17 protein-coding genes are annotated in these 23,505 nt (G+C 53.6%); 5 read left to right on the plus strand and 12 right to left on the minus strand.

Annotation, left to right across the window (positions count from 1 at the left end; translation table 11 throughout):
• Positions 1 to 44: 44 nt before the first annotated feature.
• On the minus strand, positions 45 to 3,572 hold the full coding sequence (locus tag LOY33_RS12030) for a hypothetical protein (protein ID WP_258662723.1): 3,528 nt from the start codon (positions 3,570 to 3,572) through the stop codon (positions 45 to 47).
• A gap of 72 nt (positions 3,573 to 3,644) precedes the next feature.
• On the minus strand, positions 3,645 to 3,968 hold the full coding sequence (locus LOY33_RS12035; protein WP_123753042.1) for a hypothetical protein: 324 nt from the start codon (positions 3,966 to 3,968) through the stop codon (positions 3,645 to 3,647).
• A gap of 637 nt (positions 3,969 to 4,605) precedes the next feature.
• On the opposite strand from LOY33_RS12035, the gene LOY33_RS12040 reads away from it, so the two are divergent.
• Complete coding sequence (locus LOY33_RS12040; protein WP_258662726.1) at positions 4,606 to 7,887, plus strand: hypothetical protein; 3,282 nt, start codon at positions 4,606 to 4,608, stop codon at positions 7,885 to 7,887.
• 2 nt (positions 7,888 to 7,889) lie between these two features.
• Positions 7,890 to 8,552 (plus strand): hypothetical protein, encoded by a 663-nt coding sequence (locus tag LOY33_RS12045; protein WP_258662729.1) that lies wholly within the window; start codon positions 7,890 to 7,892, stop codon positions 8,550 to 8,552.
• 471 nt (positions 8,553 to 9,023) lie between these two features.
• Here LOY33_RS12045 and LOY33_RS12050 read toward each other — a convergent pair whose 3' ends face one another.
• The 5 genes from LOY33_RS12050 to LOY33_RS12070 all read right to left on the minus strand — a co-directional run bounded on the left by LOY33_RS12050 (position 9,024) and on the right by LOY33_RS12070 (position 15,092).
• Positions 9,024 to 9,482: a hypothetical protein gene (locus tag LOY33_RS12050; RefSeq protein WP_231390589.1), complete on the minus strand. Its 459-nt coding sequence runs from the start codon at positions 9,480 to 9,482 to the stop codon at positions 9,024 to 9,026.
• Between the two features lie 1,008 nt (positions 9,483 to 10,490).
• Positions 10,491 to 11,420, minus strand: a complete 930-nt coding sequence (locus LOY33_RS12055; RefSeq protein WP_258662730.1) for a hypothetical protein — start codon at positions 11,418 to 11,420, stop codon at positions 10,491 to 10,493.
• Entirely contained in the window at positions 11,404 to 12,234 is an 831-nt protein-coding gene (locus LOY33_RS12060) for a hypothetical protein (RefSeq protein ID WP_258662732.1), read from the minus strand. The genes LOY33_RS12055 and LOY33_RS12060 overlap by 17 nt, the downstream gene beginning before the upstream one ends.
• 14 nt (positions 12,235 to 12,248) lie before the next feature.
• On the minus strand, positions 12,249 to 13,154 hold the full coding sequence (locus LOY33_RS12065; protein WP_258662734.1) for a TniB family NTP-binding protein: 906 nt from the start codon (positions 13,152 to 13,154) through the stop codon (positions 12,249 to 12,251).
• 105 nt (positions 13,155 to 13,259) lie between these two features.
• Positions 13,260 to 15,092, minus strand: a complete 1,833-nt coding sequence (locus tag LOY33_RS12070; protein ID WP_258662736.1) for a Mu transposase C-terminal domain-containing protein — start codon at positions 15,090 to 15,092, stop codon at positions 13,260 to 13,262.
• A 237-nt stretch (positions 15,093 to 15,329) separates the two neighbouring features.
• Here LOY33_RS12070 and LOY33_RS12075 point away from each other — a divergent pair, with 237 nt between their 5' ends.
• On the plus strand, positions 15,330 to 16,166 hold the full coding sequence (locus LOY33_RS12075) for a hypothetical protein (protein WP_258662737.1): 837 nt from the start codon (positions 15,330 to 15,332) through the stop codon (positions 16,164 to 16,166).
• Here LOY33_RS12075 and LOY33_RS12080 read toward each other — a convergent pair.
• The 5 genes from LOY33_RS12080 to LOY33_RS12100 form a co-directional block, all read right to left on the minus strand.
• Complete coding sequence (locus LOY33_RS12080; RefSeq protein ID WP_258662738.1) at positions 16,156 to 16,572, minus strand: DNA-binding protein; 417 nt, start codon at positions 16,570 to 16,572, stop codon at positions 16,156 to 16,158. The genes LOY33_RS12075 and LOY33_RS12080 overlap by 11 nt on opposite strands.
• Before the next feature lie 369 nt (positions 16,573 to 16,941).
• The gene (locus LOY33_RS12085) at positions 16,942 to 17,391 is read right to left on the minus strand and encodes an antitoxin Xre/MbcA/ParS toxin-binding domain-containing protein (RefSeq protein ID WP_258662739.1); all 450 of its coding nucleotides are present in this window, start codon (positions 17,389 to 17,391) and stop codon (positions 16,942 to 16,944) included.
• Between the two features lie 790 nt (positions 17,392 to 18,181).
• Positions 18,182 to 19,057 carry a nucleotide-binding protein gene (locus tag LOY33_RS12090; protein WP_258662741.1) on the minus strand — a complete coding sequence of 292 codons (876 nt, stop codon included), beginning with the start codon at positions 19,055 to 19,057 and terminating at the stop codon, positions 18,182 to 18,184.
• A gap of 208 nt (positions 19,058 to 19,265) precedes the next feature.
• Positions 19,266 to 20,369 (minus strand): site-specific integrase, encoded by a 1,104-nt coding sequence (locus LOY33_RS12095; protein ID WP_258662743.1) that lies wholly within the window; start codon positions 20,367 to 20,369, stop codon positions 19,266 to 19,268.
• 202 nt (positions 20,370 to 20,571) lie between these two features.
• Complete coding sequence (locus LOY33_RS12100) at positions 20,572 to 21,471, minus strand: LysR substrate-binding domain-containing protein (protein ID WP_258662745.1); 900 nt, start codon at positions 21,469 to 21,471, stop codon at positions 20,572 to 20,574.
• A gap of 123 nt (positions 21,472 to 21,594) precedes the next feature.
• Between LOY33_RS12100 and LOY33_RS12105 the strand changes: the two genes are divergently transcribed.
• Together LOY33_RS12105 and LOY33_RS12110 are read left to right on the plus strand one after the other, a co-directional pair.
• A complete protein-coding gene (locus tag LOY33_RS12105; protein WP_258662747.1) occupies positions 21,595 to 22,230 on the plus strand; it encodes a glutathione S-transferase family protein in 636 nt (211 codons plus the stop codon).
• Between the two features lie 13 nt (positions 22,231 to 22,243).
• On the plus strand, positions 22,244 to 23,269 hold the full coding sequence (locus LOY33_RS12110; protein WP_258662749.1) for an LLM class oxidoreductase: 1,026 nt from the start codon (positions 22,244 to 22,246) through the stop codon (positions 23,267 to 23,269).
• Positions 23,270 to 23,505 lie beyond the last annotated feature (236 nt).

The following is a 23,505-nucleotide window of genomic DNA, read 5'->3' on the forward strand; positions in this document are numbered from 1 at the left end:
ATGACGCAGTTGAACGGTGGACCTTCTTGCTCGGCATGGGGGCGTCACTGATAAGCGAGCACCAGCGCAGTTGATAGCGCCACAGGCGAGATGGCGGGGTACGCCACCTTGAGGCCTGTCGCGGTGTCCGTTGCGGGGTAACCTGCCTTTGCCATGGCGCGCGCCATCTCTGATACGCCAAGCTGTGGGAATGCCTTCAACAGATTGACTGCGCACAGCTCACCAGGCACGCCCTGGTCACGCTGGGAGGCGGCAAACTGCAACGGATCGGGATACGCCAGGGCGAGTACGGTCGCCAGCTCAAGGGGTGGGGTATCAGGCCACACAGCAAGCAGGCCATTGCTGGTCTCAATGGCGGGGTAGCCGCCTTGCGCCATGGCGATGGCCAAAGTGTCCGGTGTCAGGTTCGGGAATGCCGCTATCAACTGTGTACCGCACGCGTTCCCCTCGATAGTGAGGGCATGCAGCGCGGTGGCCATTTCTGATGCGGTTGCATAGGGCGTAATCGTCACCTCGACGACGGCCGACGGCACGCCCGCTACGTAGTTCACCTGGTCAGCGCCAGGCAGCGCCCAGACCTGCACCTGGTAAACGGAAGGCGAATGCGAAGGGCAGGGTAGAGCGAAGTCTGCATGCTCGACGCCGCTTTCCTCCCGGGCGTGCAGCTCAATAACCAAAGGGGCAACCCCTTTCTTCTGCGCCAATGCCTGGTAGCGCAATGCACCGGCAACCGAACGCCAGCGCAATGCAACATTGCTGCCTATACTGCTGGCCTGGAAGTCCTGGGGCTGGCCTGGACGTACAAGCGTCAGCGGCTCGCTGTCTGGACTCGCTACGGATGCATGCCCACCCTTGGCCGTTACGCTGAAGCGATAATCCCCCGCTGGGGAAGCCTCTTCGAAAATGAATGCGTATGTCGCAGGTGGGAGCGACTGATCTGCGCCGGGCTCGATCTGGACCCTATCGGTCGCACTCCCGGGCAGGCGGGTAGAGAGCTCGTACGAGGAGGCCCCGGCAATCGGTGGCCAACTCAGCTGCACTCCATATGCTGGCGCCGGGACCGTGGTGTCTGCTTGAGCGCTGGGTTGGGCCGGCGCTGTCAGCCGGTTGAAGGGAGCCGCCGCCCAGCGGGTGGCCGATTGTTCATGAACACCCTGGACCTGGGCCGTGTAAGGGCCTGAAGGCCACTCTGGGCCAAACTCGAACTGGGTCTGCCGGGCCGCACCCGCCAGGTCCGGGTTGTTCAGCAGGATGGTCGCGGCACTGTCGAGCAATTGCGCGTGATAGCGCGCATTGCCCTGGCCACCCCCCCAGGTCAGAGTGACCACACGGTTGGTGATGGTGACTCGCGGATCAACAGGCGGGCTCTGTGTCGCGGTTCCTGTTCCTGTTCCTGTGCCGCCAGTGCCAGTGCCAGTGCCAGTGCCAGTCCCTGTGCCTGTGCCAGAAAAGAAATCTGCAACCGCGACTACGGCCCCGGCGACCAGGGCCCCAGCAGCGCCGGCCCCCGCCTCTGCGGCCGTGGCTGCGGCAAGGGTCTCTGCAGCTGTCGCAACAACAGCATCTGCTGCTACACCGTCGATCAAGGCCTGGCAGGCAAGAGTAGCGGCATAGGAGGCCGCGGCTTTTCCCGCGGTGAGACCAATGACGGCAGCAATGGCCTCTCGGTTTTTCACCAGGGCTTTGACAAATGATTCAGCTGCTGCAGCCAGAGCACGTTCGATGTAGTTGCCCAACTCGGAAAAGCTGATCGAGTTGGGTAGGGGGATCGACACCAACCCTGGAAATGGAATCGCTACCGCGGTGAGGGAGGTCTGCGCGACGCAGAGCGTATAGGACCCATCGAGGACCAGCGTTACCCCCTCATCATTTTCCTGGGTACCAAACGAGACATTCACGCGGAATTTCGACTGTAGAAGCTTCTCGAAGGCGAACCCGACGAGTTTGCCGCACCCGGCGCTGCCCTGGTCGGAGAGTTTCTGCAGTGTCTTGATGAAATCGATGGCGTTGGTCAGATACTCGAAACTTGGCCAGTTCGTCACCTGGAAGCCACCGTCCTTGCTGTACCGAAGCCCCAGGGATGTGCCAGCGGGCAGGAACGGTGGGTAGTTCGATAGCGCCGTGAGCGTACCGTCGACCTGGGTGTTTCCCTTCGCGTTTCTGGTGGCTTTCACGCGGACGTCGACGCCAAATTGTTCCTGCATGAACCATAGGCTGCCAACGAAACCCATAGAGGATTTCTTCTCGACGGTAGACAGCTCGAACGCAGGCCCGCCGATGGGCTGTGAGGCGCGTGATGCCGCGATGGTCACGATGAAGAGGTCGATGGGCTTGCCCAGGCTGATATCGGCAGTGACGCCATCCTCGGCAATCTGGATCGTGCCGACCACTTCCAGGGTCTTGACGAGTGTCAGGTCGAACAGCGCCCTTATGTTGAACCCATTCTGGTAGTCGATGCTGGCGCTAAGTTGACGATCGGGCAGGTCCCCCTCGGCAGGGCATGAGAATGTCTCCAGTCTTGCGAGTTGGCTTCCAGCGGCCGAGCGGTAATACAGCTCGCTGCCTGCCTTGAAGGTGATGTCGATGAGCGAGGTCGGCCACGGGGCCCCCGGGATGCATTGGTTGAACACATCACCGATCGACAGTGCCTTGTCGACTTTTATGCTGGCCACCTGGGGTTTGCCGTTGTGCAGGTAGATGTACCCGGTCAGCTGGGCTGAGCCGACTCTGACCGTACCCTGGACCTGGAATGTTCGTTGATCATCGTTGTCGCCATAGCGAGCGAATATCCCGAACACCAGGCGCTGGAAGGTAATGCCACGCATCTGGTCGCCGAAGAGCCTGGTAACGCTTTGATCGGGTTCGGCACTTTTCAAGCAGGCTGAGAAGGTTCTGTTGACCTCGTCCGAGTTCAGTACCCCTTCGAACAGATACTGCTTCTCATCAAAAAGGGACACACGCAGCTTGCCTTTGACATTGAGCTGTCTGGCTTCCTTGAAGCGATATCGAACCTCGACCTCTTCAAAGCCGAACAGCTTGAACAAGCGGATGTTCGGCAAGCTGGCCAAGTAGATCGCGTCACTCACCGCCTTGCCGGCGACAGTCCCTCTAGCCAGCACCGCGGAGAGTGAAAGTTTGTCACCGTCGCCAGAGGGCGAGGCGTACCCTATTTCAATCAGGCTGCCGAACAGCTTGATATCGTCGAGGCTTACCGTCAGCCAAAACCCCGCTGTATTGGTCATCGGCTCGGTGGCCCTGGAGACACTGAGTGGAACCGGCGATTGCGGAAAAATCTTGTGCAAAGAGGTGTTCGGGGGGACCGCCCCGTTGCCGAAATGACTGAATGTGAAGAACCCGGCATCCATCACCCTCAGATATTCGGCCGGAAGCTTGATATCGAAGGCTTTGTTGAGTTCAGCGAGAACATTCCACCCCTGTGCATCCTCTGTTCCCAGGTCTGCATAGATCAGGCTGTACTGGCGTGACAGGTCCAGCTGGCACTTGCTTCGGGCGGCGATCTTGCGACCAAAAATCTCCGACCAGGCAAAGTGCGCCGTAACGCGGATATCCATGGGCGAGGGGCCCTCCCGCAGGCAGGTACATCAATGCGGTGGGGCATAGTGACATGCCCCACCGTGGAGGAGTCAGGCCTTGACTTCGAATTTCCCGTCTTTGTATTTGCCTTCGGAGACTTCAACGTTGAGCGCCTGGACGACCTTGGCGTCACCACCAATGGCGTCGGAGATCAGGTCCATGGGTGGTGCAACTGCAACGTATACCTGGTCGGTGGCGCCGACAGCGACTTCGAGAAGTGTCTGCAGTACCGCGTCTGCGGCTTCGCCTTTGGAGGTGACAGTGAAGATGAACGGCTTATCGGCAGTCGGTGCGGAGTTGGGGATGTTGAGCGAAGCTTTGTAGGTCTTGTTGTCGATCAAAAACTCAGCATTTACTTTGGCACTGATACCCATTCTGAGAGCTCCTTGCTGCATGGACTGGGGGGGAGGTGGCCACCTTCCTGGTGACGCGACGGTGGCGCTTGGAAAAGTAGTAGGCACTCGGCGATATAGCAAATGGCCACGATCTTTTTTTGCTTCGCTGCAGGTGCGTTGCGGGCGCGGCATTGCTTCGCTTGTGGACTTCCGGGGGCGGCCACGAAGCAAAGAATGTGTCTATAAAGTCCGGGGCGATTCAGACATCAGTCGTAAGCCTCCAAGATGAACTCACATATTTTGCAGGCGAGGGTATGCGCGGCCCCGCGCATGGTGATGGTAATTTTTGTTGGCGGCTAGCGGCTGACCGATACTCCGTATGCACATAAAGTCCAAGCTCCCAAGATTCTCGATCCGGCAGCACCGGCTAGGCCGGCCCAAATAGCGTTCTTCTCAGCCTGATTAATCCTCTCCCGGCCTGTTCATGCAGCGGATCGTGCAGAGGTAAGCTAGCGCCTGGTGAACAAAGGGTTCGCAGGCGAAGATGGCCGTGAGCTATCATCCCAATCCTCATATCAGGCTCACCGGAAGTTCACCTTCCCGCTAGACCCAAGATCGATCATTCAGTCTTCGGCAGATGAATGCCTGGTAGCCACCAGCCTGCTTGGAGACACGGATGTTCATTCGCTTGCGCGCCATCTATCACCGGGCAGTACATGCCTATCTCGTCTGGAACAACGAGACTCGCCGCAAGCTGGCCGCCCTACAACGATACCCTTGCGCGGTCGTCGCTGCTTACAAGGCCGCTTATGCGTTCTTGGCCACGCCTACTCATGAAAATCTGTTCCAGCCGCTAACCCCTGTGCTCATTGAGCCTGAGAAGATACAGCGGTATGAGCGTGAGTTATTAAACGGTCTGAGGAACGATCAAGTCAGGAACATCGCTATTACGGGGGAGTACGGGGCAGGGAAGAGCAGCGTGCTTCGCACCTTCGTCCACCGCCACCCGGAGTTTGTCTACGCGTTTGTTTCGTTGGCTACCTTCGGCAAGGATAACGAAATCTCCGGGGCGTCTGATCTTGTTAGCGATACCGACGTGGCCTCGGATTCTTCGCGGCCCTCCGAACCCTCCACCAAAGCAGGGCAGGAATCTAAATCCGAGGCAAACAAGGCTGAATCCGATCTCGTTGCTAGGATCGAGGAGACGATCGTCCAGCAGCTCCTGTACGCCGTCCCAGCAAAGACGCTTCCCAAGACCCGCCTTAAGAGAATCGATCAGGCTTCCGGCCTGAAGATCTGGTGGAAAACGCTCTGCTATGGCGCCCTCATTTTGGCAGCGCTGAGACTTTACGTTCCTGTGGCGGAAAAGCTGCCAAGGATCGAGCCGACTTGGCTCATGGAATGGCTGCTGTTGATCCCGAGCCCTCTAGCCGTCGGGATCGCCGCGTTAGGATGCATACACCTGCTACACACGTGTCTGAGGCTGGGTTCGCTGTTTAGTATCGATGGGTTGACGCTCAAAGGCGGCAAACTGGAGACCACTCACCATGGTTCCGTCCTGCACAAAAATATCGATGAGATCATTTACTGCTTTGAGCGAAGCAGCATTGACGTGGTGATCATTGAGGATCTCGACCGATTCGGCATTCATGACGTGTTCACCCGATTGCGGGAAATCAATTTCATCATCAAGCAATCACCTCAGGTGAAACGACCTGTCTATTTCGTCTACGCGCTGCGCGATGAGATGTTCGTCGTCGGCGAGAAAACCAAATTTTTTGACCTCATCGTCCCTGTGATCCCCGTCATCAACTCGGAAAACTCCCAGGAAAAGATGATGGAGCTTCTGAACCTTCGAACCTTCAAATCGAAACCCTTGGGCGAACACCTCGACCGTCGACTGGTGGAGACGGTCTGCTACTACATCGATGACCTCCGGCTGGTGAAAAATATCGTCAATGAATTCGATATGTTTTCAAATATCCTTGCCAGCGGCCTACGCCTGGAGCCAGACAAGCTGTTTGCGATTGTCGCCATCCGAAATCTCCATCCCGGCGCGTATGCCGACCTGGTCAAACGGAGGGGGGCGATCTATGGCGTTATCAAGGGCCTCGATACCTGGAAAATCCAGCAGAACAGCGCCAATGCCAAGCGACTTGATGACTTGCGGCTTGAGCGGGATGAGCGAGTCGCCGAGCTGGCCAACAATGTCACTGAGCTGAGGGCCTACGTTTGGTTCACGCTTCTTCGATTGACCGATTCCAGCCTCGCGACTCATGTGCGAGGCGGTGGTACCCGGTACACGCCGCAGGAATTCGTAACCGACGAAGTATTCGACTTACTGAAGACTAATGCCACGACCCTCACAACGGATGCCGTGGAGCAATATGGGCGGGCGACTAGTTACGCCTCTCGGAACATCTCAATGACTGAGCTGCTCACCGCCACATCCTATGAGCGGCGCCATGCTTTGCTTGGGCGGCGACTTAGCACCATCGCGGACGAAATCGCAGCGGTGCAGAGACAATCGGATCAGGTCATCAGGATGTCGTTCACGACCGCCGTCAAGAAAGGGTATGGAGAGGTCGTAAGGAGCAATCTTCCAGGCTTGGATGTCGTGAGCTATCTAATGCAGCATGGCTTTCTCGATGCCGACTACACCGACTACCTAGGTTATTTCTATCAGGGATCGCTGACGCCTGGTGACAAAGATCTGATCCTTTCATTGAGACGTGGCGTGCTGCCTAAAGTATCCACGCCTGTCGACAGCCCGAGTACCGTGCTGGAGAAGCTCAAGAGCGACGAGCTCGACGAGGGTAGGGGGATCATCGTCGATTTGATCGCCTGTCTCAGCGCCCGACCAACCTCGCTCGCGGCTGGCTCAGCAGACACACAGCTAGGCCATATACTGAGGAGCGGTCTGAACGAGCACACCGAACGAATGGCCATCGCAGTGCGCGAGCTTTTGAGTCGAACAGACGCGGCTGGATTTATTCGCGCCGTGTACCGCCTCGAACCCAAACTGTTTAATAGCCTTTTCAACGCTAGGGAAACGGGGGACGCTGGTGGCGTTTTTGAAGGAAGCGAGGCCCGTCAGTCCTTCGTCAAAGCAATCGTCGACAACCTGCCGGAATCCGACTTCAAGACCCTGGCCGGTGATTCCTCGACGGATCTGGTGCCTACAATCGATGGGCTGGAAGATGCTTCACGGCTGATGCCAGGACTAGAGAGCAATGTGGGAGCATGGGCGTGGCTCAGGGCGTACCCAGTCCAGTTTGCCTCACTGGGCCATACGATGAGTCTCGCAGACCTCGAAAGGCTGATCGACTGGGGCTGCATCAAGATCAACCTGCCTATGCTATCGCTGATATGCGCGAAGTCAGAAGCTGGGCAGGATTCTAAAGACGCCAAATCCGAACCTGCAGATGTGGGCATCGTGTCCTTGCGTAGGCTGCAGGCTTTGGGCATCAATGGGCTCGGTAATTATCTGCTCTCTCACGCCGATGAGCTCGGTAGCGCATTGCTAGATCAGTCCGCTGTCCTGGATGAATCAAGCGACTCCTTGACCAGCTTACTAGCAGAAGTGGACGCAGATCACGATCTGACAAATAGACTCTTCGATCACACGACCTGTGACCTACACACACTCACTGACGCCCCGAGATATCTTTGGGCAAAGGCACTTGAGAGTGATCGCCTGGTGGCCAAAGCTGACGCAGTGTGGATTTTTTTGAGAAAGTCGTTGGGCCAGACGGCAACGTCTCGGACGAAGAAATCGGATCGGAACCCACAGCCGTATTCACCGGCTTCATCGCTCGGAATGCTTCGCCTCTCAAAGGCACGCTGTGGCAGTCAACGAGCGCAGACTGGTCGCTGCAACAGTATCTTCTGGGCTCCACCGGTATCAGTAATGACGTGCTCCAGGTATTGCTCGATGGCGTCGTGCTTCAAGACCTAGCAATGATAAAAACAACGCTACCTGAGGGTCGCTGGGGCATGCTGGTAGCCTCATCATTTTTGCCATACAGCTCGGAAGTCAGGGAGATCGTACTGAATACTTGCCCACACTTCGAAGGCAAGTACCTGGTTGAACGGTGGGATCTAGCAAAAGCAGAGATTGATATGAGCTCGCTCCAGCTTGACACGATGCTCACGCTCAGCAGAAGCAAAGCGCTGTCACTCACACAGAAAATTCAGATGTGGTCAGGGCTTAGCCTGGAGACGATTGAAAGCAAACCGGAAGCGGTTCCAGAGCTCGGCCGTGTATCGATGCTGGCCAATCAAGCTGGCGAAAGGTTTGCTGATTCGCTGATGCCTGTGCTGCGACATCTGGTTCGCAACGCGAGCCTCACCCCGGAGCAGCGCTCTGAAATGCTGACACAATGTCTTCTCGGGATGAAGTGGCCGGACATTGCTGCAGCTCTAGGGTTGCTCGACGATGAGGACTTCAAAACCGTGAGCGCGAAGGTCAAGAAGATCAAGGTGAGAAACACCGAGTCAAATCGGAGGTTGGTCAACGCGATGAAGTATGAAGGGTACTTGGCAACGGTGACCACTGAGGACGACGTCATCATCGCAACCACCAGGCCCTCGTCAATGGCATCTGAGAACGGATGGCTCTAGCCTGAGCGCCGAAGGTAGCAGCTTAGCGACCACCGTAGAGCGCCAGATAGGGCTTGATGCTGACCGCATGGCGGTAACCTGACCCTCGCACATGGCTTCTCTAGCTGCTCGTAAGAGCAGCATGGGCGAGGGGAGTGCAGACGTGAAGCATGGGGCTGTTCTTGTGCCAGCAGGCGGGCGATGCTGGAGCTGTAGCGTGGATACAAACCAATTTTGGGGAAAGTTGGAATCGATGGGAGAGGGTGGAGCGGATCAATATTCAGGTAACGCAGGTAACGACCAAAGACTTCATCGAAATGAGGTGACAGCGGCAGCCAGCCATCCTTGGCTGAGCGAAGCTCAACCGAGCGTCCGTCCGACCTACGATTGAACTGATCGAGATGGCTGGGCGACCTGGCGTTTCCCATGACGCTCCAGAGCCGGCGGCCCGAGTACCTACCCATGATCAGGTACATCTCAATTATTCGGAATTCATGCACGCCCAAGAAATTTGGGAGTGACTTCGGGTTGCTTGAAAGCAAGATCAGCAAGGGGCTGTGCGGCAACGTTTTCACGTGAGGCTGAAGTATCCTTGAGGTAAAAATCCAGAAACTGCGTCGCGCAGCGAATCTCTCGCTTCCAGACATTTTTCTCGATTTCGCCGTCATCACCAATTGATCTGGAATCAAGGAACGGGCGCCAGATTGGGTTTATAGACCAGCCCTCAAATGCGACGCCGGGTTCCTGCACGAAGCGAGCCTGTTTGCCGTACACAGTCCAAGCTTTTGGCGGGTTGAGCACAAACTCTGCGTAGTTCTCAAAATCGTTGCGGCGCCAGTCAACGAGTGACAGGTCATGAGCAAAGCTCCAATTGAGCATTTTCTCCAGACCCATAATGCAGCTGTGGTACTGGCGGTGAGGATTTTCTGTGCCCAATTGTGAGCAATCCAATTCACATACCTGTCGACGTACCAGATGTTGATGAAGGGATGGGCTGCCGGGTCTATCTGGGCTAGCCGATCAGCCACAGCTAGATTCGTAGGAAAAGATTGAAGCTGATTTGGCCTCCAGTAAACGTAGGGAGGGAAAATCCGGCCGAGTCATGACAGAACCAGGGGGCTAGAATGAGTAATGGCTCCTTTAACCTGTAGCAGAAAGCTGCAGCATCGCCATGGTGGGTGTCATGGTCGAGTGGGTTGAGGATCGGATGGGATCAATCGGAGGTTAGTGAAGGGCCATGCGCAGATAGGATTATGAATGGAGCCCAAGCTTTTGAATTTCTGGGAAACGGGGGTTTGTGGGGATTTGACCGGAGGTATGTGGGATTGGACAACGTGTGACCATTAGAGAAAAAGTGGAAATTCTCAAGCTATTGATTTTAAGAGCCTTTCCACCGATTAACTGTTAATGAATGGAAGATTTTTCATTAAATCGGGAGAAATTCCACTCATTAACGGTTATTGACGCCTCGTTCTTCACCACTTGCGTCTAGTATTGGGATGTCGGTAACTGACTTTTTTGTTGTGCTGGCTAAGAATGCTTAATACAAACCTTTCTAAATGAATGGGTTTTAAGTTGCGGTCCAGCAGTAAGCGTAGATAGTAAAGAGGTAATCGCTGTAAAGATTCGCTCAAGTCCAAGTCCTCAATCGATGGAATTGGTTTTTGTTGTGTATTGTTGGTTGGGGCTGCTGTGGTCCCATAGTATGAAAACCAGTGGAAAGGTAACGAGTTAGCTGATATTGAGGGATTGCGGATTATCGAGAAGTAGCTGCGCAGACAAAGTTTTATTTTGTATGCCAAGTTGTACATGATTTCGCGTCGTGTGATGCCGGCAGCAATTATTATTCCTAGGCACACATCGCTGCAGATTATTATTTGCGGGGTAAACGTGGCCATTTTGAATTGATCGTAGACCGGGAAGCCTAGGTCTAAACAGTTGATTCTAATATGTGTAAGCCTAACATTTGCCATGATGAAACCCTCGAAGAAAACTTTGGTAAGCAGCACAGTTCAGTATTTCGGAATAACTGTACAATCTTGCTGTGACGGCTGGATTAACCTCGCTCATTACCAATCTACTCAAGCTACCGATTGATTCGGGTCTAATAGGATAGTGGTAGCCGAAGCCGGTAATTTGGGCGGCAATAGGAGCGATTGATATTTGCGAAGCGTCTGATGTGATGGCGTGAAACATAATAATTGCACACCCGCGCTCCAGCGCGTTGCTAATCACCGCGCCGGTTTGAAAGCTGGACTGCCAACTGAAAGGCTGCCATTGGCTATTACGGGGCCTCGGGGCACTCATATAAAAAGACGCGATGCCTCCGGAGTCGGACTGTGCATGAAGGAATAACTCAAGTAGGAACCTGAAAGCACTGAATCGCTTCTGGGCGGCAGCAGGACATTCGAAATGCATTGTTTCAATCAAGTCTTCATATATTTTGATAGCGGCGCAAGCAATCATCTGAAGTACACTTTCTGGGAGGGTAGTGCGCAGCGAGCTGGGCTTCTGTACTAGGAAGTTCATTAAGTCACTGTTTCTGGCTGGGAAAGAATCCAGCAATTTATTATGTGATTTACAAAAGGGCTGAGCGACTTGACGCCAGGCTTTCATAAACCTCAAAGCGTGATATTCCTTCAACGATGACGCCAAGCACTGCATGCAAACAAAATCGGAAACGGTGTGAGGAATTATCCAGCAGTCATGAGGCTTAACCCTGTCGTAAACAGCCGCAGAGCCTGATTGAGTGTAAGTGTGATCGAAATCGGGGTCGCCTTCGAGTGTGAAATCTTTGATTTCATCGTCGAAGGTGTGAACCTCCGGGGCCTTAAAGACATCTCTCATTACCAATGAAGAAAAAGATTCATCGTCACATAGCGATTTCATAGAAGATCCTGGCATTGTCTTCAATCAATTCCTTTAGTTTTTTTGTGGCAAAAATTATTGTCATATCTGACTGATGATTTAGCATTAGATTTATAACGAGCTGCCGCAAGTGGCGGATCAAGTTTCCAGTGTTGCCATGGGAATGTTGATAGAGCTGGCTCTGGAATTCTTGCAGTTCCATTTTCAGACCATATTTCGTCAGTGCTAGATCGGAAAGTTGACTCAGGTAAAGGTCGAATGAGGGGCCTAGTGACCACTCATCTATATAGATTGATTTGTAGTTCGGGACACCAGATAACCATGTAGGTTTAAGGCGACCTGGATTTCCGAAAATTATCGATGTTTTCGGTATTGCATTTGCCACATTAGTCCACTGAGCTAAATGCTTGGATATATCTTTTTTTTCAATAACTCCATTAAGAAAATCATCTAAAATAATAACCTCAGGTTCAGCCATAGCCAAAAGCTTGGTGATGTAATGAGGCAAATCGTATGATGAGCCGAGTCGCGCACTGTCGACCGGTCTGAAGCCATAATGGTGGAGCAGCATTTGATACGGTGAGTAGAAGGCAAGATCTTGACGTTGCAATACTACAACACCTGTGCTCGTTAATTCGAATTGGTGAGCTATTCGAGACATTACCGTCGAAATTCCGCTTCCAGAATTGCCGCACACTAAAACAGGCATGCGTTGGCGGCGCTCACTCTGAGACTTATGATGCAACTGGATTTCGTCTATGCACTGCGTTACCTGCGGGGTTAAAAACTGCACGTCGTCATGGATGGACTGCGTCAGCAAGCTTGATTCATTCATAAGCTTCCCCGAGCTCAGTGGGATTTCATTAGCGAGACTCCATAGTGTGGAGCAAGCCGGTGCACATGTTCTATGATTTCTGCGCTAATTTGTTCTTCTCCAGTACGTATTGCTTCCGCAGCCGCAACCTGAATAATTTTAGCAACATTGTCCATAATTCCTGAGGATGTTTTTAGTATCATTCGCGCGATTACCTCATCCCATATCCGTGATTGATTTTTTAGCGGTAAAGTGCGTTCATAAGCAAGAAGGAAGGACCGGAAATTTTCGTCGAGCTCCCATTTTGCTAGAGGCCACTGTAGGTAACGTCTTTCCAGTTGGGCGTCGAGTCGGAGTGCTTCACTGGCTTTTTCTGTACCAGACGCAATCACGCTCAGATTGAATTGCTCTCCAGAAAGATTTTTAAGTAGCGATAAATTTGCGCGTTGCTGAAAAGGGGTCAGCGTGAGCGCGTCATGAATTTCGTCAATAACGATGCCTTTGATATTGTTATGAGCGACTGTGCGTGCGAACTCCTTCGAGGCATTAAAGCCACTAAATTTTTTGGTTAGGGGGATCCCGAACGCCTCAAGCAGGAGCTCGCGAAAGTTGTAATTTTCTGGCGTCTGCCGCATACTCATGAAAACAAGTTTATTGGTTTGCTCAACGTTCCTTTCCTTGATTTTCCTGATCAGGCTGGTTTTGCCATATCCGCCTTCACCCCATATCAGCATGCAGGGTGCTTGCACTTTGTTTTTTGACTGAAGCATATAGTCTATTGATTTAAGAATCGAGTCTGCGATTGGGTAGTCGAGAAATACATCTTCTAAACAGATCGCCATTCGCTGCTCAGGTTCAAGTAGCAGCAAAGGCCTGCGCGACTCCCTTACATGTGCATCTGAATAATTGTTGCTAGCTTGATTTGCGAATGTTTCAGTCATATCGAATTCCCTGTTGATTGAATTTATAAGCACGCGATGGGTCGCTAACAACAAAGACAATCTAAAGTTAGAAGCCACACTTGTATTCTGCTCTGATCGAGTTGATCAGTCTGTCAAGTCGTAAAGCGTTGGCGGCAATGAGAAGTTTACGTTGCGCTGAGCAGAGTCTTGCGGATTTTCGATCGAGTCAGGAAAATGAGATCTAGGCAAACCGGATTTTATTGCGCGGTTGTGCTGACGCCTAGCTTCATCTGCATTGTTCATCGCGCTGGCAGCCCGAGTACGTTTTCGGCTAGTTTTAACCAGATCATTATTTTTCAAGACCTGGCGAAGAGCATCCGGATCAGTGATTGTGCCAGGCGGAGCAGACTTGTTAAATTTACGGTTGCACCTATAGCTTTCATAGTTTATGAAATCATGCTCGCCGGTTATTTTGGGTACTTGGACATAGTTATCGCCGACTTTAGCCCAAATCTGTTCTAGATTGTAGGGGTCGAACTTGATAGTGATTTTTCCCCGACCTTGAACTTGGTTGATACCCTGCGAGTGGTATCTATTGCCATTAACATGGATGCCGCTATTATGCACCGGCCTCTGTAGCTCCGGCATAAAGTCGATGAAAAACTGCTGAGGGTTAGTAATCAGCTGTGGAGTTGCTCCTTTAGAGTTGAAATACCCATTCCAGGCGTCTTTAGGTGATTTCTTTAGCACTGAGTGCACCGTTCCATGATAGATCATTACCTGGCCAGCGAACCACGTGACAAACTCGCTGAAGGTCAGCGACGATAGTTTTTCGCTATTATAATCCCCGCGATGTTGAGGATTAGAATATGTTGTACCAGGGAGGAAATGTACTGCAGTAGTCATGAACGTACCGATCAAGCGTTCGATGTGTCCTCCCATATGCTTTTTGTACGGCTTCCTGTACTCTGGTTTTACGTTGTACTTGCTCATGGCTGCACGCAATGTCAGACATCTGAATTCTTTGGCGTTGTCCATGAGTACTATTTGGGGGAGCCCGTAATAAGGATACTCGACATAATCCAGGTCGCTAACAAAGTATCCCATCTTTTTCGGGAGCGCGGCCATCCCTAAACTTTGCTGTACCGAAATTAGGGACGGAGGAAACATTGAGATGTAGTAGCCGAGAATAACACGGCTATATATGTCAATGATTAGCGTTACCCACGGGCGGCCGACAATTATGCTTCTGTCGTGCTCAGCACGCAAAAGCAGATCCACCATTGTATGATCCGTTTGAGCGATACTTAGTGGGGCACTTGCTTCAACGACTCCAGGCCTTGGCTCATATTTTTGGCGTGCTGCATCTTGTCCATTTTTTTTGAGCTCTCTTTCTTTTTGATCGTGCATCTTGATTAATCGGGTAACGGTTCCAAGACTCGGGCATTGCAGCCCTTCCTTGAAGCACTGCGCCTGAACCTGTCTCCAAACTGCTGAATAACTTGCTGCTGGCCCGTTGTAGTGTTTATCAAAGCATTCGTCCACGATGTTGGATATATGCTTGCTGATTCGGGTAGAGCCAATTTTCGGTCCAGCGGTTTGGCGTACTATGCTAGATGGACCAAAGTCTTCGCTGTAGTTTTTGTTGAGTTTGTAAAATTGGCTTTTCTTTATGCCGAGCAACTCGCCGCTTTGTTTAACGTTTAATTCGCCTCTCCTATACTTCATGATCACTTCTGCACGCTCAGCAGCTTGCACTAAGGACTGTGCTGTAGCAGGATCTGTCGGGTCTAGTCGGAAGTTCTCAGGTTGTTTAGATGATTTCGGAATCACTCTGATATCACCTACATTCACTGTATATAACAAACCTGACTCGTGCTCTCTCACCTTTAGATTTTCAGAGCCGATGAGTTCACAAATAACAGCAATCACGCCGTTTACGATTACGTACTCACCAATTTCCAGAATCTGATCCATTGCTCAATTCTCTTATCTCTCCACCTGGCAAGTTCCGCAGATCCGCATTGGATCACGAACAGCGGTACACTGAAGCCGATGTGTACCATTCTAGGGGGGCAGGAATTGAGCAGTCACGAGGCAAAAAAACTTAATTTATGAACAAACAAAACGATAGGAATCAATACCATACAAGATTCTGCATCCCGCGCATTGAGAATCGGTGCGAACGGTAGGGCCCCGATTTAGGAGTACGATGTGGCGCGACCACGTAAGCAGCCCGTTGATTACCTGAGAGTGATGGCGATGGCCATGACCATTGCAGACGAGGCGAGGATTGCTCGCACTGGCTACGCAATGGCTAGGTGGTTTGAGCAAATCCACGGTATGGAATCAGGATCTCTGGATCCAAAACCATGGAGATTGTTTTTGAGAGGGCATCAGCCTCAACACAGCACATTCAACCAGATACTGCTAGCATGCCCTCAAGCATCTGATGTGTATCACCATCCACTGTGGAAACTTCTAAAGGAAGACTGCGACTACTCAACACGAATTGATGTGCTCAATTGCTACGGAGCGGTATCTCCGTCGAGTAGTTATTACTCGCTCAAGGAACTGCAAAAATATAAAAGTTTCGATAGGCTAGCGATATTTATTGCGAGCACTTGTAACGCGATTGACTTGCGAGGAGGGCAAGCTTATCAGGATTTTTTAGATGTGGTTGCTCAACTACTTATTGAGCAAAAGTGGACTATCCTGCATGAGGAGTTCTCCAGTGTGGTCTTCGGCGCTGTAGAGACAGTAGGGGGTGTTTTTTTTGATTCCGCGTGCTATGAAATACGTGGGGTAATCAAATTCTGGGAGGCTGTTTATGAGGGGTATTACAGTCCAGGGGGAAGAGATTATTCAGATGTATGGCTAACGTGGCGTTGCGTCATTAGAGAAATGAACTGGCTAGAACGCATAAATCTGGCAAAGTATTTAAGGACTAGAGCGGATAAAGGAAGCGCTGAGAATGTCGATGGGGAGAAACAGCTAAAACGTATACAGAGAAAGGTGTACAGGTGTTGCCCGCGCACCATTACAGTTTAATGGATGCGCGCAGTGCCTCTAACGCTTGCTTTTGAGATGTGCGTAAAGCTTCGTTATTGGATTGACATATGGCCAGTTCGGTTTTTAAATGCTGTATAGTTAAGCACAGTTTGTTGACTATCACTCGGGCCTCTCCCAGTGATTCTAGACTTTCAACGATTGCAGAAGGCTCTTCTAATGAAAGGCTGGCAGTTGCTAATGAGCCATCAGTGCCTGCAGGTAGGATATTTGAAAGATTAGTAGATTTATTTTGCTCGCTAAGAGTTCGCACCATCCGTAAGATGGTTGTCTTGGATCCTTGATTTCCCAGTTCGGCTCTAATGGAATTGAGGGTTGGTTTCATTCCTTTGGTCTTTAAACGCTGGATTGCTCGTGCGACATCCATTTCGGTTATTTTGCTTTTCATTACTTTGAGCTCCGAAGCCTGCGACCCAAAATATTATGCCCAAGCGTCTTTTTTAAGTCAATGCTAGAAAGCTTAATAAAGCTTCGTCACGTTATGGAGATGCAGCGCTTGTCAGTTACTCTAGCTAGTCACAAGTGCAAGTGCGGTTCACTATGGTATTTATTTCTTGATCAAAGCTTGCTCTCATGTTGGTGTTAATGCAGGTGATTTTTTGAATTCTTGTGGTGTTTTGCAGGTGTAGCAGAACTACTCATTTAAATGCTACGCATAATGCAACTTGTAGCGGCATTACACAGTTAGGTCACTCGGAATATCTCATTAGAATATTTGCTCGGGCAGTACACGAATAGGATGTTTGTGTGCCAAATGCTATTGGTAAACCCCGAACTTTACGCGCTGTAGATACGTTTCGATCAAGCGGTATGCATAGGGATTATGTATCACATCAAGTGGCACATCGCCGCCTAAGAAGCGGCACGGTAATCTCATCCATTGTTCAGCGAGTTCGCGCGTACCAAAAATATTAAGGGATAACTCAAAAATCTTGGCATACATATAGGCCACAGCGCTCTGCTGGGAATTCAGACGTACTGGGAGACGTCCTGCGCGGAGCTTGGCAGAAGTAGGCTTGCCTAATATTCGGCGCAATGTTGGGCCGCACGAGCGTGGTGTAATCTCCAACAACATCTGTTGAACGTCCAACAATGTGAAACCGGCGTTAATGTGGTGATAAATCAGCACGGGGCTCAGTTCACCAATATTGGCATGGATCAAGTATTCCGTTGCCCTGCGTGTGCCACTTTCACGAATCGGAACCATTGAATGTACTCCATTGGCATTCCACCAGCATTTTGTGCTGTCGCTCAGGGTACATCTTACACGTGGCCCTGAGGGTTGACACCCGTTGACCATTGCCAACGTATGGACACCGGGTGTGACGATGCCGATACGCGTGATCGCCGGCGGATCGATCAGCATTTTGAGCGTCGTCTGCCGCCTGACGCTTTGCCACGTTACTTGAGGACCGCAACTGGCTCGCCCTTAGCTCCAACGCAGATAGCAAAATGACGTCCCACCTACCTTGCTCTGGACAAAAAGCTGGAATTCATCTCGGGGGAGGCCGGGCGGTTATTAAAAGAAATCTCGGCGTTCTCGGAAAAAATCGTGCGGCGGCGCGGTGTGTCGCTAGGCTTTGTACGAAAAGTGCCTGCGCGACGATCAGGCTGCGTTGAAAACAGGCTCGGAATGCTCATTTACAACCAGTAAACTCCGCTTCCTCGCCTGTTTTCGCCTTGCCTGATCGCCGCTCGGCGACTTTTCGTACAAAGCCTAGAAGCCCTGGAGGCCAAAATCGCTGAAAGCCTTAAAGAACGGCAGAGCTGGTTGAGGGTGACCGGGGGGCAGAGCGCGCCTGGGCCGAAGACTGAGCTTGTGAGCGCACGATCGCTGGAAATGCTGGCGGATACGAAAAAGCCCGCTTTTAGGGCGGGCTTTCAGGCGTCTCCAAGGGGAGGCGTTTTGCCAACAAAGTCTCGGAGCCAATCACCCTAGATTACACCCCACCGCCACCTTTGTCAGCCCGCTTGAGGTCAGGGCTTCAGCCTCCTGCCTAGCAGCGCATTACTTTATTCCAATCAATTTCGTAGCCGGCGTCCTGTAGTTCCCGGCTCAAGGCTTGCTTCCAACCCTCGTCGCTCATGGAAGTCCAGACTACGCCTGCGAAGTCGCTGGGTATTTCCACTTGGTCACGCTTGAGTGCACAGACCCTGTCACGCCCCAGGTAGCCCAGGAAATAACCAAGTTCCAACAGGACGTTCTGTCTGGCGCGCGGCTCTAATTCTCCGCCCTTTACGCAGCCTTGGTCGTCAGGCGTGAGCAGCACCACCGCAAATCCTACGTCTCGGTGTGCTTCAATCTTCTCGATGACGGTCCGACCACGATTGGCCTGTTCATGGAGAATGACGGGCTCGAATCCAAGCTTTTCAAGGAATCGAGCCACCGACTCACGAGCTCCCTCGTCATGGCCGTGGACAACAAATACTCGATCTGAATGGACAAGCTTATTCTCACGGCCCGAGGCGCTCTGCGTATCCTTCGCAGCTGGGAGATCAGCCAAATCCTCCTTCAAGCTTTTCTGTGCCTGTTCAAGCAGCGCGATGGAGTTCAGCACCCTGCGTTGAATTGGTCCGTGATAGTCGACCGTCTGCCCGGTGGTGAAAACCATCGGGTAATAAGTGAGGTCGGTGGCGGCCGCATAGGTGCGGTAGCTACTGGTGTCCTCGCCGAAACAGCGGGTCAGACTGTCCTTGATGGCAACCTCCAAGGCCTTTAGCTCGGGTGTATTGCCATTCCGGACGGTACCGAGGTCAAAGGCGTGAAGCTCTGCAATTCTTTCGGATAACCGGGCGATACCACGGTCGATCTCTTGCGACGTCAGTTTTAACTTCGGCTGTGGAGGTACAACAGTGGAGGATTTTCGGGCCATGGTTCGCGCGTTCCTTGGTGGCGGTAGGCCATTATTGCTGATTTGAGATGCCGCTTCATCCACTGCTACTTACGTCGGGCGATCGCTCCGGGCTGGCTTCGCCGAGCTGCACCTTGATACTCAGGAGGCGAAGTTGAAAGCGGTTGGTGGCGTGGTGTGGGCTGCACACCCTACTTGTTCACGCATCTGGCGGGCGCCTCCCTGCGCGCTAGGAGGGATTCGCTGTAGGCTGAAGGTCATTTGGCGCGTTCTCGTTGGACGATTCCATCGTAAGGAGTTGGCTGGCACGACTGCCCAGTAAGGACCCCGCCTGGAAATAGCCCATTACGGTACTGACGCTACGGTGCTCAGTCATCGCCATTACCTCGCCGAGAGGCACCCCCTGGCGTCCTGCCTCGGTGACGAAGCCCGAGCGTAGGCTGTGCGCTGCCCAGTCGCCGTCGAGGCCGGCCAGTGCCGCACGGCGTTTGACAATGCGCGCGACCTGGTCACCGGACAGACCAGCAGACGCGACCCGCCCCCCTTTGTACAAGCGGCGAAACAACGGGCCCTCGCAGGCCGGTGCTACAGCGAGCCAGGCGTTAAGTGCCTGTGCCGCCGGCCCCTGCAGGGGTTTTTCCCGACGCACGCCACTACTGTCGGTTTTGGTAGTCCCAAGCGCATATAGCCAGGTGTCGGCGTCCAGACGGCGCAGGTCTCCGATCTGCAAACCCACGATTTCCGAGCGGCGTCGGCCACCGCCGCTCCAAGCCAGCAACAGCAGGGCGCGATCGCGCGTGCCACGCACGCCGTCAGTGCAGGTGGCGAGCATGGCCTGCAGCGGCTCCAACACCACAGCGGTTTTCTTCCGCACGGATACGCCTTGGCGCGCCTGGGCCTTACGTGCCTCGCGAAGAAGCGTCTTCACCGCAGGAGCCTCACTTGGGCTATCCCAGTTTCGCAGGCGATGCCATTTAGCCAAAACTGCCAAGCGATGGCTAACTGTGCTAAACGACAGTGGCCCCGGCTTGCCCTTGACCTTGGCTTCCACCAACGCGGCATCGACGGCCGGCGGTAGCAGGTGTGTCCAGTTACCAGAAGTATCGGGCCTGGCCAAATGGTCGACGATGAATTGCAGGGCGACCTCGGGTGGCAACGCGCCGTCGCCGAGCGAGCGGCGATAACGCAACCGCAACCACGCGGACCAGTAGGTGAGGGCGCTCTGGTAGCTACGCACGGTATTAGCCGCAGTGCCTGCCGCGATGAATGCCTCAGCCGCGGCGCGGGTGCTGTCGGCCAACTCTGTTAGCACCAGCGGCTGGGAGGAGGGCATCTGTACCGGCTCTGTCAAATTCATCTCGCTCAACGCTGCAATAGGTTCGGACAACCTGTGGCTTATCAGACCTAATATAGCGAAGAGCTCGGCGTGACGATATCCATGACCGTGAAGGGCGGCAATCGACCCATAGCGGTCAATCAGATCTATCCGCCAGGTTGCCTTTCTTCAATGGTTTGGGGTCAGACGCTGAGGGGTGCTAACCTGGCAGCTCCCCCGACTCAATCTGCCCCTGCATCCAGTCGACGAACGCCCGTACATTCGGCTGCCCCAGCTTTTCCTTGTGGGCAACCAGGTAGTAAGCAAAGCGCGAAGGCCATGGTCGATCCACAGCCACCACCAGCTTGCCAAGACGCAGGTCTTCTTCGGCATGCTGTAACTGTACAAGCGCAATGCCCTGGCCGCTGACTGCCGCGCGCAACAACAGTAGATCTTCATCAAAACTGGGGCCTCGGCGACTGCGGTGGTCGGGCTCGACGCCGTGGGCCTGCAACCACAGCGTCCAATCGGCGCGATCGGCGTCCTGCAACAGAGGGTAATGCAGGCAGTCCTGCGGTTCATGCAGCGCTGGGCCAGTTGCAAGCAAGCCAGGGCTGGCTACCGGAAGCAATACGGGTGCAAAAAGCGGTATCGACTCCACGCCAGGGTAATCACCCAAGCCATGGCGAAGAGCAATGTCAACCGAGTCACGTTGCAGGTCGGCAAGTTCGGCTGTGGACTGCACGCATACATTGATCTCTGGGTGTAGTGCGTTGAAATCAGCCAAGCGTGGTACCAGCCAGCTGGAGGCGAAGGAAGGTTGGGTGCTGATGTTAAGAACGTTGGCACGGCTCAGCACTTCTAGATCGAGCAGAGCGCTTTCGATCTGGCCAAATCCGCGTGATAGCCCTGGATAAAGACTTTCACCTGCCTCGGTGAGCTGCACGCCATAACGGCTTCGGGTCAGGAGGGTGACCCCGAGACGGTCTTCCAGCAGGCGAATTTGCTGGCTGATAGCACCCGGCGTCACGCCCATGCGCTCGGCGGCGGCCTTCAGGCTACCCAGTCGCGTGGTTTCAGTGAAGGCGCGCAACGCGAGCAGAGGCAAAACTGCACCCATTAGAATCCAACCTTAGAAAAACTGATTTTACTCATAGGAATGATCGTTAGTAGGCCCATAGACCAACAACTAGCATGGCCATGAGCAAACCTAACACGGATCAGTTTTACTAAGGTGAACTACATGCAGGAACCCGCACTTGTACTTTATACCGATAGCTCCCCTAACGGTTTCAAGATCACCATTGCGCTTGAGGAGATGGAGCTGCCTTATCGCCTCGTCCACGTGGACATCGACTTGGGCGAGCATCGGCAGGCTGACTTCCTGGCTCTCAACCCAGCAGGGCGCATTCCGGTCCTGATCGACCACGCAGCGGGGATCGTGCTGTTCGAGTCGGCAGCAATTCTGTTGTATCTGGCGCAACGCAGCGGCCAACTGCTCAAACAGGCCACCCAGCCGCGCTGGGAGGCGATTACTTGGCTGATGTACCACAGCGCGAGCATGGGCCCTATGCTGGGACAGCGTGTGCACTTCGAATGCTTCGAGGCCATACCTGACCCTGTTGCGCAAAAGCGCTATCGCACCCTTACTGAAGAAGCCTTCGCCCTTCTCGATCAGCAGCTTGCCACGCGTGAATGGCTGGCCGGCGAAGCCTATTCGATTGCAGACATCGCCAGCTTCGCCTGGCTACACATTGCCGCAATCGTGGGTTTCGACTTCAACGCCTATGGGAACCTCTGTCGCTGGTACCGGCAAGTCGAGCAGCGCCCGGCGGTACAGCGAGGCATTCGTCTTCCCGCCCCGGCCACTGGCCCCTGACTAAGGACTGTCGATGAAACTCAACACCATCAAAGGCGCCAGCGCCGATGCCTTCGCTCTGCATCCGGGTTACCGCCGCATGTTTGCCCATGGTCAGTTGACCCTGGGCATTTTCCTGCCACTTCGCTTCTATGACGGTGACATGGGTGTGCTCAATGGGCAGGCGCAACTGGTCAGCGAAATCGACCACTTGGGTTTCGCCGCCGTATGGGTACGTGATGTGCCCTTGTACGACCCGGCTTTCGGCGATGCGGGCCAGGTTTTCGACCCTTTCACCTACCTGGCCTACCTGACAGCCCATACCCGCACCATCGCACTGGCAACCGGAAGTGCGATCTTCGCTCTGCGCCATCCCATAGATCTGGCCAAAGCTGCGGCCACGGTGGACTGCCTGTCAGGTGGCCGTCTGGTGATGGGCATTGCCTCAGGTGACCGCCCTGTAGAGTTTCCCGCTTATGGCCTGGCCCATGAAGAACGCGGGGAACGTTTCGTGCAAAGCGTGCACTATGTCCGTCAGTTGCTGGCAGATAGCTCCATGCCAATCACCACGCCGCTGGGGCGGCTTGATCGGGCGCGCCTACTACCCAAGCCCGTCACTGGGCGCATCCCTTTGCTGGTGACCGGCTCATCACGCCAATCCATACAGTGGCTCGGCGAGCAAGCCGACGGCTGGATCACATACCCGGACACCACCCACAACGTCCTCGGCCCTCGGCGTCTGGCCGAAAAAATCCGGGGCTGGCGAGCGGCCATTCCTGGGGGAGGCTTCCGACCGCATGTCACCAATGAATGGATTGATCTCGATGAAAACCCAGACTTCCCGCGAACACCGCTACAGGGTGGTTATGTATTGCGCACAGGCCGCAACGGGTTGATCGAACTGCTTCATGAGTGGCGCGAGGCCGGGGTCAATCACGCGGCTCTTGGCATTCAGATGGCACAGCGCCCTGTGCAAGAGGTGATCCAGGAGTTGGCGGAAGAAGTACTGCCACTCTTTCCATCGTTGGCCGGGCCAGAGGCCCATGCGCAGAACTGGTAGCCATTACGGTGGCTGCCAGTTTCAACGGAACGGGTAGCGGCCTACGCTAGCGCCTGCTATGGGGCGTAAGTATCCGGTCATGGATGGCTGCTTACGACCCAAAGCTGCCGGTGGTTGAGGGCAGCAAACGGCCATTAGTTGCCTTTAGCGAGAGGCCGCAGTCGACCCGAAGCCGCCCTTCATTCAGGGCAGCAACCGGCCAATAGCAGACAGATCGTTCTACAGCCTCGGCGCTT

It is taken from the genome of Pseudomonas sp. B21-036, from assembly GCF_024748925.1.
Lineage (GTDB): Bacteria > Pseudomonadota > Gammaproteobacteria > Pseudomonadales > Pseudomonadaceae > Aquipseudomonas > Aquipseudomonas palmensis.

Excerpts from the sequence above, each read along its gene's own strand:
- LOY33_RS12055 (WP_258662730.1), bottom strand. The coding sequence starts at position 11,420 with ATGAAATCGCTATGTGACGATGAATCTTTTTCTTCATTGGTAATGAGA.
- LOY33_RS12040 (WP_258662726.1), top strand. The coding sequence starts at position 4,606 with ATGTTCATTCGCTTGCGCGCCATCTATCACCGGGCAGTACATGCCTAT.
- LOY33_RS12090 (WP_258662741.1), bottom strand. The coding sequence starts at position 19,057 with ATGGCCCGAAAATCCTCCACTGTTGTACCTCCACAGCCGAAGTTAAAA.
- LOY33_RS12085 (WP_258662739.1), bottom strand. The coding sequence starts at position 17,391 with ATGGTTCCGATTCGTGAAAGTGGCACACGCAGGGCAACGGAATACTTG.
- LOY33_RS12065 (WP_258662734.1), bottom strand. The coding sequence starts at position 13,154 with ATGACTGAAACATTCGCAAATCAAGCTAGCAACAATTATTCAGATGCA.
- LOY33_RS12045 (WP_258662729.1), top strand. The coding sequence starts at position 7,890 with ATGATAAAAACAACGCTACCTGAGGGTCGCTGGGGCATGCTGGTAGCC.
- LOY33_RS12070 (WP_258662736.1), bottom strand. The coding sequence starts at position 15,092 with ATGGATCAGATTCTGGAAATTGGTGAGTACGTAATCGTAAACGGCGTG.
- LOY33_RS12080 (WP_258662738.1), bottom strand. The coding sequence starts at position 16,572 with ATGAAAAGCAAAATAACCGAAATGGATGTCGCACGAGCAATCCAGCGT.
- LOY33_RS12105 (WP_258662747.1), top strand. The coding sequence starts at position 21,595 with ATGCAGGAACCCGCACTTGTACTTTATACCGATAGCTCCCCTAACGGT.
- LOY33_RS12030 (WP_258662723.1), bottom strand. The coding sequence starts at position 3,572 with ATGGATATCCGCGTTACGGCGCACTTTGCCTGGTCGGAGATTTTTGGT.
- LOY33_RS12095 (WP_258662743.1), bottom strand. The coding sequence starts at position 20,369 with ATGCCCTCCTCCCAGCCGCTGGTGCTAACAGAGTTGGCCGACAGCACC.
- LOY33_RS12035 (WP_123753042.1), bottom strand. The coding sequence starts at position 3,968 with ATGGGTATCAGTGCCAAAGTAAATGCTGAGTTTTTGATCGACAACAAG.
- LOY33_RS12100 (WP_258662745.1), bottom strand. The coding sequence starts at position 21,471 with ATGGGTGCAGTTTTGCCTCTGCTCGCGTTGCGCGCCTTCACTGAAACC.
- LOY33_RS12060 (WP_258662732.1), bottom strand. The coding sequence starts at position 12,234 with ATGAATGAATCAAGCTTGCTGACGCAGTCCATCCATGACGACGTGCAG.
- LOY33_RS12110 (WP_258662749.1), top strand. The coding sequence starts at position 22,244 with ATGAAACTCAACACCATCAAAGGCGCCAGCGCCGATGCCTTCGCTCTG.